Here is a 13,996-nt window from a genome sequence, read left to right on the forward strand (position 1 = left end):
AGCCGCTCAGCCGCGGCGGCGCCGCGCCTGCCAGACGGCGCCGACCCCGAGCGCGGCGACGAGCACGACCGCGGTGATCACGCCGGCGGACGGCCCGTGCGCGCCGGAGGAACCGGTGGACTTCGGGGCGGCGTCCGCCGAGCTCGCCGGCTCGTCCGCACCGCTGCCGGACACCTGCTCGCCGCAGCCCGTCGACGGGTACCCGGCGATCGCGCACAGCAGCGCGTTGCTGTTGTAGCGCAGCGGCTCGGCGACGGAGGCGAGCGCGTCCGCCGTCGTCGCGTCCTCGTCCACCAGCGCGCAGGCCTGACGCGGCTGCGGCGGATGGTCCCCGGCGGACGGCGCGTCCTTCGCCGTGCCGAAGTCGATGACGAGCGCGATGCGCTTGCTGCCGTCCTTCGCGGGCGTGTCCGCGCAGATCGTGTCGAAGTCGGCGGCGCCGCGCGGCTGCGTGGCGTCGGCCGAGTCGGCGCTCACCGCGAACCGGAAGCCCTGCACGTCACCGTCCGACGGCCTCGTCTGCGAGGGACCCGTGGACGCGTACGACCACGCCTTGCCGTCCCGCTCCCAGAACGACCAGTACCGGTAGCCGGCGGCCTGGGCCGGGGCGACCGTCACCGCGAGCAGCGCGCCGAGCAGCGCGAGCACGAGGCCCGCGCATCTGCCGCGGGTCACAGCTGCTGCTTCTTGCGGCCGCTCAGCAGGAACCCGGCGCCGACGGCCGCGACGAACATCACGCCGACGATCCACCAGGTGCCGAACCCGCCCTTGTCGTCGTCCTTCTTCTTCTCGTCGGACGCGCTGTCGCCGGACTTCGCGGAGGCGGGCGCGGGACCCGTCTCGTTCAGGGCGCTCACGAGGTCGGTGCCGCCGAAGTCGCGCGGGTCGTTGCCCGTGGCGTGCGCGGCGAAGATCAGCTGGGCGTAGGCGGCGGGCCCGGACTGCTTCGCCCAGTCACCCGCGTTCTTCTCCAGCCAGGCGTACGGGTCCTTCGTGTACTTGACGCCCTCCGCGGCGGCGACGGCGGCCACCGCGTCGGCCGTGTTGCCGAAGTCGGGCTGGTCCTCGGCGCCGGCCAGCTGCGACTTCAGGTACTCGTGGGTGTTCAGCTGGTTCTGCAGGTACACGGCGCCGTTGTGCGCGAGGTCCGCGGGCTTCTCGCCCCCCTCGCAGGTGTACGCGTCGGGGGCGTCGCCCTTGCCGGGCGCGAACCCGGAGCCGAGCGCACCGAGGACCGAGGCGGCCGTCGCGTCGGCGTTCGCCGCGAGCTTGCCCTTCTTGTCGGGCTGGTAGGCGAACGCGCCGCCGTCCTTGCCCGCGGAGCAGGGCAGGGCGAGCGAGGCGAGGGCGTCGATCCCGGACTTGCCGGGGCCCGACTTCACGTCGGCGGGCTTCTCACCGGCGGCGGCGAGCGCGCCGAGCACGACGGAGGTGGAGTTCGCGTCGCTGGCGCCGCCGGGGTTGTAGCCCCAGCCGCCGTCGCCGTTCTGGTTCTTCTTCAGCCAGTCGACGCCCTTCGCGACCTCGCCGTCCCGGCCCCCGACCGCGACGAGGGCCTGCACGGCGGCGGCCGTGCTGTTGCTGTCGACGACCGTCTTCTTGTCGCAGGCCTTGCCCGGCTCGGCACGGAACGCGGCGAAGCCGCCGTTCTCGCACTGCTGCCCGGCCAGCCAGTCCACGGCCTTCGCGGCGGGCTTCACGCCCACGGTGTCCTGCGCGACGAAGGCCAGCGACTGCCGCCACACGCCGTCGTACGTCGGGTCGCCCTTGCCGTACAGGCCCGAGGGCGTGACGACCTTCGGCGAGGGGGAGGCACCGTCCGCGACGGCGGCCGGCGCGGCGGCCGCGCCGATCACGACGGTCGCGGCGACGAGCGCGGCGCTGCGGCGAATGTTCATGGTGGGGCGGGTGCCTCTCCCTGCGGGGGGCCGGGAGGCGCGGCACGCGTCGGCGCCGGGCGGCTCCGGCTCCGTATGCCTCGACGGTTCCGAGCCGATCACTACGGGCGTGAGGCATTCCGGCTCTACGGCTGCGGGTCAGCGCCGGACTCCCACCGGCTTCCCCTCACACACGCACAATGACGACCCCCCTACCTTACCGGCCGGTCCTGGAGCGCTCCCCGCCCCCTGGGGCGCACGGAGTGCGCCTTCAGGGGCGCGGGGAACGGCGCGAGCAACCACGACGCTGCTGCAGTCGGCAACGAACCCGAAAGGGGCAGACGCGTCACCGAATATCGACGGGCCCGTCATCGTTCCGCTCACCCGAACCCCGATACGGCTCCACATCCGACCCCACAGGCTCACCGCCGAGGTTCTTCCGCACCGAGTCGAGAATGGTGAGCCCCTGCCCGACCAGGCCGGCGGCGATCTCCCCGAGCCCGTCGGCCCCGTTCAGCACGTTCACGTTGGCCCCGGCCAGGCCGGCCGACGCCTCCTTCACGATCTGCGGCAACTGATCGATGAGCATCCGGTCCAGCGCGACCCGGTCGTAGGACGCCGCCGCCTCCGCCTGGATCTTCATGCGCTCGGCCTCGGCGAGGGCCAGCACCCGGATCCGCTCCGCGTCCGCCTGCGCCGGCTTCACGACCTCGGCGATCAGCTGCTTCTCCCGCAGCTCGGCCTGCTTCAGCGCCAGCTCGGTCTGCGCGGCGAGCACCTCCTGCTGGGCGTGCGCCATCGCGAGCGGCCCCGCCTGGTCGGCGTGCGCCTTGGCCCGGTCGACCTCGGCGTTGTACTCGGCCTGCACGACCGCGGTCTGCCGCGCGTACTCGGCCTGCTTGCGCGCCGCCGCCTGCTCCGCCTCGGCGGCGGCCTGCGTGGCCTGCGCCTGGGCGATCTGCGCCTGGCGCTGGATGGCCGCCTTGTGGGGCCGGGACATGGCCTCGATGTACCCGGTGTTGCCGTCGTCGATGGACTGGATCTGCAGCGAGTCGACGTGCAGCCCGATCTTCGCCATCTCGGACTTCGACGTGTCGAGGACCTCGGTGGCGAGCTTCTGCCGCTCGGTGACGATCTCCTCGACGGTCATCGAGCCGATGATGGAGCGCAGGTGACCGGCGAAGATCCGCCCGGTGAGGACGGACATCTGCTCCTGGTCGGACAGGAAGCGCTGACCGGCGTTGACGATCGACTCGTGGTCGTTGCCGACCTTGAAGGCGATGACGGCCCGGACGGTCAGCGCGATGCCCTGTTTGGTCACGCACTTCTCGACGACCTCGGACTCCATCATCGCGAGCGAGAGGAAGCGGGTCTTGCGGAACACGGGCAGGACGAACTTCCCGTGCCCGGTGACGACGCGGAACGGCGCTCCCCCAAGTCCCCGCCTGCCGCCCGAGATCAGCATCGCCTCGTCGGGTGCGGGAACGCGATAACCGAACATGCTCACGTCTCCTTAGCGGGCGTCGCCGGTGCCGTCGCCGAGCAACGGATCGGTCCAGGCGATGACTTCGACCTGCCGGGTGCCGCGGGACTCGATGACCAGCACGGTCGAACCCTGCTCCAGCGGAGCCTCCGACCATGCGAGGAACGTCTCGGTCCCGCCCCTGACGCGCACCAGCACCTCGCCGGGGCCCGCGGGCCCCCGGGTGCCGATGAGCAGTCTCCCCGTACAGCCGACCACGGCCTCGTCCGGCGCCATCGGCGGCCGCCCCCTTGTCGTTCCGGCTCGTGAGAGCCCTGAGAGCCAGACCATACGCCCGCCCGGACCCCCCGAACCATCACCGGGCGGCAAAGACCGCCGCCGCGTCGCCGTCCCCGTCAACCCGTCGCCACGTATGTCACCGGATCGCTGCCCTGGACCGTTTCCACGTGTCCCAGTTTCACCAGTCGGCGCAGGTGGGCCTCGGCCTCGGAGACCGCGATGTTGCGGGAGCCGTAGGGGATGTCGGCCCAGGGGCGGTTCCACTCCATGCGTTCGGCGAGCTGCCACGGGGTGAGCGGGGCGGCGAGGAGGGCGCGCAGGTCGGCGAGGCGGGCCTCGTGGTGTTCGAGGAGTTCGGCGACGCGGGCGGGGGCGTCGGTGAACGGGTGCTGGTGCGCGGGCAGGACCTCGGCCGGGCCCAGGGCGCCGATCAGTTCGAGCGAGGCCAGGTAGTCGCCCAGGGGGTCCGTGACGGTGGCGTCGTCGGGGTCCTCGTAGAGACCGATGTGGGGGGTGATGCCGGGCAGGACGTGGTCGCCGGAGAACAGGCGGCCCCGGCCCGGGAGTTGGAGGGGGTGGTCCTCCTCCAGGTGGAGGCAGACGTGGCCGGGGGTGTGGCCGGGGGTCCAGATGGCGCGCAGCCGGCGGCCGGGCAGGTCGAGGATGTCGCCGGGGGTGATCGTGCGGTCGGGCAGCGCGGGGTCCAGGCCCGGCAGCTTGCGGGGGCGGCCCGCGTCCCGGGCCGCGATCAGCGGGGCCACGTGCGCCTCGGGCGCCCCGGCGGCCACCAGCTTCGCCGCCATGTACGCGTACCAGCGCGAGGGCGGGTTCTCCCGGGTGCGGCGCACGACCGCCGCGTCCGCCTCGTGCATCGCGATCCACGCGCCCGACGCGTCGCGCACCTTCGCCGACAGGCCGTGGTGGTCCGGGTGGTGATGGGTGATCAGGACTCCGGTGATGTCCTGGACGTCGGTGCCGCAGGCGGTCAGGCCGGTGGCCAGGGTGTCCCAGGACTCGGGGTCGTCCCAGCCGGTGTCGATCAGGACCGGGCCCGTGTCGGTGTCCAGGAGGTGGACGAGGGTGTGGCCGAGCGGGTTGTCGGGGATCGGGACGCGGATGCTGTGCACACCGCCGCCGTGGTCGGTCACCTGCGTCATGGCTCCGCCTCTCCGCCGCGATCACCACGATCGCCGCCACGGGGCACTGTAGGGAACACCTAGAACTTGTTTCAATGGTCGCCCCGGCAAACCGGTTCCGCCGCCCTCCTCACCCTTCCGCATCGGAACTAGAACTGGTATCAGTTCTGAAACACGGTTCTGAAACACCGTCAGAAAGCGAACACGCCTCACGGAAGCGGAAGTCGCCATGCCCGAGCTCGTGGAACACGGACAGCTGTTCATCGGCGGGGAGTTGACCGATCCCCTCGGCAAGGACGTCATCGAGGTCGTCTCCCCGCACACCGGCGAGGTCTTCGGGCGGGTGCCGCACGCCGCGCCCGCCGACGTCGACCGCGCCGTGGCCACCGCCCGCCGCGCCTTCGACGAGGGCCCCTGGCCCCGCATGACCCTCGACGAGCGCATCGAGGTCGTCGGCCGCATCAAGGACGCCATCGCCGTCCGCCACGAGGAGATCGCCAAGGTCATCTCCCAGGAGAACGGCTCCCCCTACTCCTGGTCCGTCCTCGCACAGGCCCTCGGCGCGATGATGGTCTGGGACAGCGCCATCAACGTCGCCCGCGGCTTCACCTACGAGGAGACCCGCGACGGCGCCCTCGGCAAGCTGCTCGTCCGGCGCGAGCCCGTCGGGGTCGTCGCCGCCGTCGTCCCCTGGAACGTCCCGCAGTTCGTCGCCGCCGCCAAGCTCGCGCCCGCGCTGCTCGCCGGCTGCACCGTCGTCCTCAAGCCCTCGCCCGAGTCGCCGCTCGACGCGTACCTGCTCGGCGAGATCGCGAAGGAGGCGGGGCTCCCCGAGGGCGTCCTGTCCATCCTGCCCGCCGACCGCGAGGTCAGCGAGTACCTCGTCGGGCATCCCGGCATCGACAAGATCTCCTTCACCGGATCGGTCGCGGCCGGCAAGCGCGTGATGGAGGTGGCCTCACGCCATCTCACCCGCGTGACCCTGGAGTTGGGCGGCAAGTCCGCCGCCGTCGTCCTGCCGGACGCCGACCTGGAGTCCACCGTGGCCGGGGTCGTCCCCGCCGCCTGGATGAACAACGGGCAGGCCTGCGTCGCCCAGACCCGCATCCTGCTGCCCCGCTCCCGCTACGACGAGTTCGCCGAGGCCTTCACCGCCGCCGCGTCCGCCCTCGTCGTCGGCGACCCGCTCGACCCGGCCACCCAGGTCGGTCCGCTCGTCGCCAAGCGCCAGCAGCAGCGCAGCCTCGACTACATCCGCATCGGACAGGACGAGGGCGCCAAGATCCTCACCGGCGGCGGAGTCCCGAAGGGCCACGAGCGGGGCGCGTACGTCGAGCCGACCCTCTTCGGCGACGTCCACAACGGCATGCGCATCGCCCGCGAGGAGATCTTCGGCCCGGTCATCTGCCTGCTCCCGTACGGGGACGAGGACGAGGCCGTGAAGATCGCGAACGACTCCGACTACGGGCTCAGCGGCAGCGTCTGGACCGCCGACGTCGCCCACGGCATCGACGTCGCCCGGCAGGTGCGGACCGGCACGTACAACGTCAACACGTTCAGCCTCGACATGCTCGGGCCGTTCGGCGGCTACAAGAACAGCGGCCTCGGGCGGGAGTTCGGGCCCGAGGGGTTCGGGGCGTACCTCGAACACAAGATGATCCATCTGCCGGCCGGCTGGGAGGGCTGAGTCTTGGGTGACCGGTGGCATGTGGAGGTCGACCGCGGGGTCTGCATCGGGTCCGGGATGTGCGTGAACCACGCGCCCGGGGCCTTCCGGCTGGACTCGGCGCGGCAGTCCCGGCCGATCGAGGGCGACGTCGACGCGGGGGAGGCGGTGCTCGCGGCCGCGGAAGGGTGCCCCGTCGAGGCGATCTCGCTGGCGCTGACCGACTCGGGGGAGGTCGTGTTCCCGCCGGAGGAGTAGGCGCCCCGCGCCCCCGTCACGGGGCGCTCCGGCCCTCCTCGGTGAGATCGATGAGGCGGCAGACCGTCTCGATGTCGATCTTCACCTGGGCGATCGAGGCCCGGCCCGACAGCCAGGTGATCAGGGCCGAGTGCCAGGTGTGCTCGATGACCCGGACCGCCGAGAGCTGCTCGGGGGTCGGGTCGTCGAGGCCCATCGCGTCCAGGATGATCGCCGTCGTCTGGCGCGACACCTGGTCGACCTCGGGGCTGACGCTGCGGTCCGCGAAGGTCAGCGCCCGCACCATCGCGTCGGCCAGATGCGGCTCCCGCTGCAACGCGCGGAACGCCCGCATCAGGGTGTCGGCGACCCGCTCGGCGGGGGTGTCCGAGGAGGGCGGGCGCTTGCGGACCGTCGTGTGCATGTGCTGGAGCTGGTCCTGCATCGTCGCGACCAGCAGATGGACCTTGCTCGGGAAGTACCGGTACAGCGTGCCGAGGGCCACCTGCGAGGACTCGGCGACCTCACGCATCTGCACCGCGTCGAACCCGCCGCGCGCCGCCAGCTGCGCACTCGCGTGCAGGATGCGACGGCGCCTGGCCTCCTGGCGCTCGGTGAGCGCGGGAGTGCCGTGCGTGCTGGTTCTCGCGTCCGGAGCTGTCATCTGTCCGCTTCCGTCGTGGCCGTGGCGTGAATCACCTGATCCACCGGTCACAGCGTGGCTACCTGCCGGTAGATTCGGTGCTGCTTGAACGATCAAGTCTGAAACTTGTTCTAGATTAGCGTCCCCACGTAGTGTCGGCGGTCCCCAGGGGGCAGGCCGGGATGTCCACGGGCAAGCAGGAGAGAAGGGTGGCCTGGAGTGACCGCGGAGTCGTTGCGCATCGCTCTCCTCACGTACAAGGGCAACCCGTTCTGCGGTGGCCAGGGCGTGTACGTACGACATCTCTCCCGTGAGCTGGCCCGCCTCGGCCACCGCGTCGAGGTCATCGGCTCCCAGCCCTACCCCGTCCTCGACGAGGGCGAGGACCTGGACGGGCTGAGCCTCACCGAACTGCCCAGCCTGGACCTCTACCGCAGCCCCGACCCGTTCCGCACGCCGAAGCGCGACGAGTACCGCGACTGGGTGGACGCGCTCGAGGTCGGCACCATGTGGACCGGCGGCTTCCCCGAGCCGCTCACCTTCTCGCTGCGCGCCCGCCGCCATCTGCGGGCCCGCCGCGGCGACTTCGACGTCGTCCACGACAACCAGACACTCGGCTACGGCCTGCTCGGCGACCTCGGCGCCCCGCTCGTCAGCACCATCCACCACCCCATCACCGTCGACCGGCAGCTCGAACTCGACGCCGCCGCCGACTGGAAGCGCCGCATGTCGGTGCGCCGCTGGTACGCGTTCACCCGCATGCAGAAGCGCGTCGCCCGCAAACTGCCCTCCGTGCTCACCGTGTCCGGCACCTCGCGGGACGAGATCGTCGAGCACCTCGGCGTGCGCCCCGGCCGCATCCGCGTCGTCCACATCGGCGCCGACACCGACCTCTTCTCGCCGAACCCGGCGATCGCCGAGGTCCCCGGCCGCATCGTCACCACCTCCAGCGCCGACGTCCCCCTCAAGGGCCTCGTGTACCTCGTCGAGGCCCTCGCCAAGGTCCGGGCCGAGCAGCCCGACGCGCACCTCGTCGTCGTCGGCAAGCGCGCCGAGGACGGGCCCGTCGCCCAGGCAATCGAACGGTACGGCCTCGAAGGCGCCGTCGAGTTCGTCAAGGGCATCAGCGACCAGGAGCTCGTCGACCTCGTCCGCTCCGCCCAGGTCGCCTGCGTGCCCTCCCTCTACGAAGGCTTCTCGCTGCCCGCCGCCGAGGCCATGGCCACCGGCACCCCGCTCGTCGCCACCACCGGCGGCGCCATCCCCGAGGTCGCCGGACCCGACGGGGAGACCTGCCTCGCCGTGCCGACCGGCGACGCCGGCGCCCTGGCCGCCGCGCTCACCCGACTGCTCGACGACCCCGCGCTGCGCACCCGGCTCGGCGCCGCGGGCCGCACCCGGGTCCTCGACCGGTTCACCTGGGCGCGGGCCGCGCAGGGCACCGCCGAGCTCTACCGGGAGTCGATGGACGCGGCGCCCCCGCGCCCCGCCGCCGACGGCTCCGTACGACCGCGTTCGCAAGCGCACGCACAAGCGCACCAGGAAACCCCCCAGGAAAGCAGGGCCACGTGCTGACCGTCGACTTCACCCGTTTCCCGCTCGCCGCGGGCGACCGCGTCCTCGATCTCGGGTGCGGGGCCGGACGGCATGCCTTCGAGTGCTACCGGCGCGGGGCCCAGGTCGTCGCCCTCGACCAGAACGCGGAGGAGATCGCCGAGGTCGCCAAGTGGTTCGCCGCCATGAAGGAGGCCGGCGAGGCCCCGGCCGGCGCCACCGCCACCGCGATGGAGGGCGACGCACTCGCGCTGCCGTTCCCCGACGAGTCCTTCGACGTCGTCATCATCAGCGAGGTCATGGAGCACATCCCCGACGACAAGGGCGTGCTCGCCGAGATGGTGCGCGTCCTCAAGCCGGGCGGCCGCATCGCCGTCACCGTGCCGCGCTACGGGCCGGAGAAGGTCTGCTGGGCGCTGTCCGACGAGTACCACGAGGTCGAGGGCGGCCACATCCGCATCTACAAGGCCGACGAACTCCTCGGCAAGATGCGCGAGGCCGGCCTCAAGCCGTACGGCACCCACCACGCGCACGCGCTGCACTCGCCCTACTGGTGGCTCAAGTGCGCCTTCGGCGTCGACAACGACAAGGCGCTGCCCGTGAAGGCGTACCACAAGCTCCTGGTCTGGGACATCATGAAGAAGCCCGCCCTGACCCGGGTCGCCGAGCAGCTGCTCAACCCCGTCGTCGGCAAGAGCTTCGTCGCCTACGCCACCAAGCCGCACCTGCCCGCCGCCGACGCCGAGGCCACTGCGTGAGCAGCCCCGAGCGGACCGAACTCCTGGTCCTGGACGGTGTGCTGACGGCCGATCAGGCGCGGCAGACCGTGCGCGGGATCCTCGACGTGCAGCGGCCGGACGGGGCCATACCGTGGTTCCGCCGGCACCACCTCGACCCGTGGGACCACACCGAGGCCGCCATGGCCCTCGACGTGGCCGGCGAGCACGAGGCCGCCGAGCGCGCCTACGAGTGGCTCGCCCGGCACCAGAACGCGGACGGGTCCTGGTGCGCCGCCTACCACGACGGCGACGCGGACGACATCACCGACCGCGGACGCGAGTCCAACTTCGTCGCCTACATCGCGGTCGGCGTCTGGCACCACTACCTGTCCACCGGCGACGACACGTTCCTCGACCGCATGTGGCCGGCCGTGTGCGCCGCCGTCGAGTGGGTGCTGCGGCTGCAGCAGCCCGGCGGGCAGATCGGCTGGAAGCGCGAGGACGACGGCACGGCGGTGAACGACGCGCTGCTGACCGGCAGTTCGTCCGTCCACCACGCGCTGCGCTGCGCGCTCGCCATCGCCGAGCAGCGCGAAGAGGCGCAGCCGGACTGGGAGTTGGCGGTCGGCGCGCTGCGGCACGCCATCCGGCGGCATCCCGAGCGCTTCCTCGACAAGAGCCGGTACTCGATGGACTGGTACTACCCGGTGCTCGGCGGGGCCCTGCGCGGTGACGAGGCGGCGGCCCGGATCGCCGGGGACTGGGAGAAGTTCGTCGTGCCCGGGCTCGGGGTGCGGTGCGTCGTCCCGAACCCGTGGGTCACCGGGGGCGAGAGCGCGGAGCTGGCGCTCGCGCTCTGGGCCGTCGGTCAGTCCGACCGGGCGCTCACCATCCTCCAGGACATCCAGCATCTGCGGGATCCGCGGACGGGGTTGTACTGGACGGGGTACGTCTTCGAGGACCGGGCGATCTGGCCCGAGGAGTTGACGTCCTGGACCGCGGGGTCCGTGCTGCTGGCTGTCGCCGCGCTCGGGGGCGACGAGGCGACCTGCGCCGTCTTCGGCGGCGAGTCCCTCCCCAACGGGGTCGAGCCCCGGTGCTGCCCCGCCTAGGCGCCGCCTCGCCGTAGCCGCCCCCGTCGCGGCTTCCCGTGCCCCCTTTACGGTGCGCGGCCTCGCGGTCGCCGGGCGGCGGCTGCTCCGCTGTGGTGTGCGTGCGGTTGCGCCAGGTCGGGCTTGTTCGCGTCCCGCCTGTTCCGCCGTCGTGGGCTGGTGTCGCCGTGCTGCCTGTTCTGTCGTCTCCGGCGGTGTCGTCGCGCTGCCTGTTCCCCCCGTCGTGGGGTGTCGTCGTGCTGCCTGTTCCCCCCCGTCGTGGGGTGTCGTCGTGCTGCCTGTTCCACCGTCGTGGGCTGTGTTGCCGTGCTGCCTGTTCTGCCGTTTCCGGTTGTGTTGCCGTGCTGCCCGTTCCGTCGTCTCCGGCTGTGTCGTCGTGTGGCTGACGGCTCGTCGTGGCTGGTCGCGCAGTTCCCCGCGCCCCTGACGGGGCACGTCTGCCGCGGCGTTCAGCCGGCCCCTGCCGCCCGGCGCCTCTTCCTTTGCCCGCCCCCTTCTCCCACCCACCCGCCCCCTCCGGGGGCGTCGGCCCGGCGCCTGGCCTCGGGTACGGGTTCTTGTCGTCTTGGGTGGGGGCGGTGCTGCGGCCTGGGGCGCGGGCTGCCGCGCGCTGCGGGGGCATTGCCCCGGCCCCTCTCCCGCCCCGCCCGCCCCCTCTGGGGGCGTCGGCCTGGCGTCCGGCTTCGGTACAGGTTGCTGTCGTCCTGGGTGGGGGCGGGGGTGCGGCCTGGGTCGCGGGTGCGGGCTGCCTCGTCCTGCGTGGCCGTTGCCCCAGCCCTTCTCCCACCCCCACCCGCCCCCGCCGGGGGCGACTTGGCCCGGCGCCCGGCCCTGGGCAGTACACCCGCCCCCGGGTACGACGCCGTCGTAGGGGCTGAGGATCGTCGCCGGTTACAGCGCCGTCGTGGCTGGTCGCGCAGTTCCCCGCGCCCCTTACGGGGCGTATCTACCGCCGCCCTGATCGCGCCCGCGCGGCGCAGCCGCACGTCGACACAGTCCCGCGCCCCCGTGCCGGGCCGACGCCCCCGGAGGGGGCGGGTGGGTGGGAGAAGGGGCGAGCCGTGGGCATGGGCACGGGCACGGGCGCGGGTGGGGGGTACGGGTTCGGGACCCCGGCGCTGGGGGCCCCGTTCGTTGGGTTCGGGCTGCCGGACCGTCACCGTGGGAACCGAGGAGCGTCGCCGACTGCCGTGCTGTCGTGGCTGGTTGCGCCCACGTGGTGGAGGCGCGCCCCCGTGCCGGGCCGACGCCCCCGGAGGGGGCGGGTGGGTGGGAGGTGGCCTGGGCGTTGGAGGTGCGGGTACGGGGCATCCCGTGCCGGGTGCGCGATCGGTCGGCCTCGGCTCCAGCGCCGCCGCCGTCGGGCCCGAACACCGTCGCCGGCTACAGCGCCCACGCGGCGGAGCCGCATGTCGATAGAGCCCCGCGCCCCTGACGGGGCGTACCTGCCACCGGCCTGATCGTGCCCACGCGGCGGAGCTGCACATCGAACCCCGCGACCGGAGCCGCAGATCGAAGCAGCCCGCCCCACGCCCGGGACGGTCACCGTGGGTGAGGTCGAGTGGCGGGGGGCGGGATCGCGGGGGAGGGTGCTGGGAGGGGGATCGGCTTGGAGGTGTGCGTGGTCGGGAAGTCTCTTTCGGCGCGACGGGGAATCATCGCCCTGATGTTGTGCGGCGCACTGCTCGTGGGCGGTACCGCCTGCGCCGGCGGCAACGGCAGTACCGAGGCCGTGGCCAGGCCGGCGGCGGCCAGCAGCAGCCCCGCGGTCGAGCGCCAGAAGCTCGCCAAGACCCGGTTCGTGGCCAACGCGGGCCTCGCCGCGGGCGCCACGTACCAGTGGATCGTGAAGCCGTGGAAGGCCGGGAAGTTCAAGAAGGGCGCGAAGGGCCGGAAGTTCGCCCTCGTCAAGGCGGGCCTCGCGGGCGCGTTCACGTACAACCGGCTCAAGGCCGCGCAGCGCAACGCCAAGGGCGACCCGACGCTCGCGAAGGCGGTCGCGCCGCTGACCGCCGGGATCGACAAGCTGAAGGACCTGCCGAAGCAGCTGCGCAAGGGCGACGGCGTCGACTCGGTCTCCGGTTCGTTCGACGACATCATCAACGGCGTCAAGGACGCCGGGAAGAGCGCCGGCGCCGAGGTGAAGGACAAGGTCCCCTCGGCGAAGGAACTCGCCAACGGGTCCTAGACGGCGGCTAGTTCAGCTCGGCCAGGACGCGGAGCGTCTCGGGGTCCGGTGACAGGATCAGCAGATCCGTCACCGGGCCCTTGCGCCACAGCTCAAGACGTTCGGCGATCCGCTCGCGCGGCCCGACGAGGGAGATCTCGTCGGCGAACGCGTCCGGCACGGCCAGCACCGCCTCCTCGCGCCGCCCGGCGGCGAACAGTTCCTGGATGTGCCGCGCCTCGGCCTCGTACCCCATGCGTGCCATGAGGTCGGCGTGGAAGTTGCGGGTCGCGTGCCCCATGCCGCCGATGTAGAAGCCGAGCATGGCCTTGACCGGCAGCAGCCCCTCGGCGACGTCGTCGCAGACCTTGGCACGGGCCATGGGCGCGATCATGAAGTTCTCGGGGAGGTCGGTCAGGGACGCCTCGTAGACGTCGGTGCGGGTCGGGGACCAGTACAGGGGGAGCCAGCCGTCCGCGACGCGGGTGGTCTGCGCGATGTTCTTGGGGCCCTCGGCGCCGAGCAGGATCGGCAGATCGGCGCGCAGCGGGTGCGTGATCGGCTTGAGGGCCTTGCCGAGGCCGGTGCCGTCCTCGCCCCGGTAGGGATGCTGGTGGAAGCGCCCGTCGACCTCGACGGGTCCTTCGCGGCGCAGCACCTGCCGTACGGCGTCCACGTACTCGCGGGTCGCGGTGAGCGGCGAGCGCGGGAACGGACGACCGTACCAGCCCTCCACCACCTGCGGCCCGGACAGGCCGAGACCCAGCATCATGCGGCCACCGGAGAGATGGTCGAGGGTGAGGGCGTGCATCGCCGTCGTCGTGGGGGAGCGGGCCGCCATCTGCGCGATCGCCGTGCCGAGGCGGATGCGGGTGGTGTGCGCGGCGAGCCAGGTGAGCGGGGTGAACGCGTCGCTGCCCCAGGACTCGGCCGTCCACACGGAGTCGTAGCCGAGCCCCTCCGCCTCCTGGACGAGCCCGACATGGCGGGGGTCGGGGCCGCGCCCCCAGTAACCGAGTGCGATTCCGAGGCGCATCTGCCCGCTCCCTCCGCCGCCCGTCATTCACGATCTGACGGTACGTCAGTTCAGCTGTCGCCGGGTGACTGTACGCGAAAGGCCTCC

General features: G+C 72.5%; 13 protein-coding genes. 6 read left to right on the forward strand and 7 right to left on the reverse strand.

The features are described 5' to 3' along the window. Nucleotides 1–6: 6 nt before the first annotated feature. From ACZ4E1_RS00605 to ACZ4E1_RS00625, 5 genes are all read right to left on the reverse strand, one after another. Entirely contained in the window at nucleotides 7–675 is a 669-nt protein-coding gene (locus ACZ4E1_RS00605) for an SCO2322 family protein (protein ID WP_467534493.1), read from the reverse strand. Continuing rightward, nucleotides 672–1,898 carry a prenyltransferase/squalene oxidase repeat-containing protein gene (locus ACZ4E1_RS00610; RefSeq protein WP_467534494.1) on the reverse strand — a complete coding sequence of 409 codons (1,227 nt, stop codon included), beginning with the start codon at nucleotides 1,896–1,898 and terminating at the stop codon, nucleotides 672–674. The genes ACZ4E1_RS00605 and ACZ4E1_RS00610 overlap by 4 nt, the downstream gene beginning before the upstream one ends. A gap of 325 nt (nucleotides 1,899–2,223) precedes the next feature. Next, entirely contained in the window at nucleotides 2,224–3,378 is a 1,155-nt protein-coding gene (locus tag ACZ4E1_RS00615) for a flotillin family protein (RefSeq protein WP_467534495.1), read from the reverse strand. Nucleotides 3,379–3,390: 12 nt separating this feature from the next. Further along, a complete protein-coding gene (locus tag ACZ4E1_RS00620; protein ID WP_467534496.1) occupies nucleotides 3,391–3,636 on the reverse strand; it encodes a hypothetical protein in 246 nt (81 codons plus the stop codon). Nucleotides 3,637–3,755: 119 nt separating this feature from the next. Further along, nucleotides 3,756–4,796 (reverse strand): MBL fold metallo-hydrolase, encoded by a 1,041-nt coding sequence (locus ACZ4E1_RS00625; protein WP_467534497.1) that lies wholly within the window; start codon nucleotides 4,794–4,796, stop codon nucleotides 3,756–3,758. Between the two features lie 208 nt (nucleotides 4,797–5,004). Here ACZ4E1_RS00625 and ACZ4E1_RS00630 point away from each other — a divergent pair, with 208 nt between their 5' ends. Together ACZ4E1_RS00630 and ACZ4E1_RS00635 are read left to right on the forward strand one after the other, a co-directional pair. Beyond that, complete coding sequence (locus tag ACZ4E1_RS00630; protein WP_467534498.1) at nucleotides 5,005–6,462, forward strand: aldehyde dehydrogenase; 1,458 nt, start codon at nucleotides 5,005–5,007, stop codon at nucleotides 6,460–6,462. Nucleotides 6,463–6,465: 3 nt separating this feature from the next. Then, nucleotides 6,466–6,699, forward strand: coding sequence for a ferredoxin (locus ACZ4E1_RS00635; RefSeq protein ID WP_467534500.1), 234 nt, complete (start codon nucleotides 6,466–6,468; stop codon nucleotides 6,697–6,699). Between the two features lie 16 nt (nucleotides 6,700–6,715). On the opposite strand, the gene ACZ4E1_RS00640 is transcribed toward ACZ4E1_RS00635, so the two are convergent. Then, nucleotides 6,716–7,342 carry a TetR family transcriptional regulator gene (locus ACZ4E1_RS00640; RefSeq protein ID WP_467534502.1) on the reverse strand — a complete coding sequence of 209 codons (627 nt, stop codon included), beginning with the start codon at nucleotides 7,340–7,342 and terminating at the stop codon, nucleotides 6,716–6,718. A 198-nt stretch (nucleotides 7,343–7,540) separates the two neighbouring features. Between ACZ4E1_RS00640 and ACZ4E1_RS00645 the strand changes: the two genes are divergently transcribed. The 4 genes from ACZ4E1_RS00645 to ACZ4E1_RS00660 all read left to right on the forward strand — a co-directional run bounded on the left by ACZ4E1_RS00645 (nucleotide 7,541) and on the right by ACZ4E1_RS00660 (nucleotide 12,894). Further along, on the forward strand, nucleotides 7,541–8,896 hold the full coding sequence (locus ACZ4E1_RS00645) for a glycosyltransferase family 4 protein (protein WP_467534504.1): 1,356 nt from the start codon (nucleotides 7,541–7,543) through the stop codon (nucleotides 8,894–8,896). Further along, nucleotides 8,890–9,633: a class I SAM-dependent methyltransferase gene (locus ACZ4E1_RS00650; RefSeq protein ID WP_384623146.1), complete on the forward strand. Its 744-nt coding sequence runs from the start codon at nucleotides 8,890–8,892 to the stop codon at nucleotides 9,631–9,633. Before ACZ4E1_RS00645 ends, ACZ4E1_RS00650 begins: the two co-directional genes overlap by 7 nt. Continuing rightward, a complete protein-coding gene (locus ACZ4E1_RS00655) occupies nucleotides 9,630–10,706 on the forward strand; it encodes a prenyltransferase (RefSeq protein ID WP_467534507.1) in 1,077 nt (358 codons plus the stop codon). Before ACZ4E1_RS00650 ends, ACZ4E1_RS00655 begins: the two co-directional genes overlap by 4 nt. A 1,666-nt stretch (nucleotides 10,707–12,372) precedes the next feature. Next, on the forward strand, nucleotides 12,373–12,894 hold the full coding sequence (locus ACZ4E1_RS00660; protein ID WP_467534509.1) for a hypothetical protein: 522 nt from the start codon (nucleotides 12,373–12,375) through the stop codon (nucleotides 12,892–12,894). Between the two features lie 7 nt (nucleotides 12,895–12,901). Here ACZ4E1_RS00660 and ACZ4E1_RS00665 read toward each other — a convergent pair whose 3' ends face one another. Continuing rightward, entirely contained in the window at nucleotides 12,902–13,909 is a 1,008-nt protein-coding gene (locus tag ACZ4E1_RS00665; protein ID WP_467534511.1) for an LLM class F420-dependent oxidoreductase, read from the reverse strand. Nucleotides 13,910–13,996: the final 87 nt, after the last annotated feature.

The organism is Streptomyces sp. NPDC025806 (assembly GCF_055558275.1).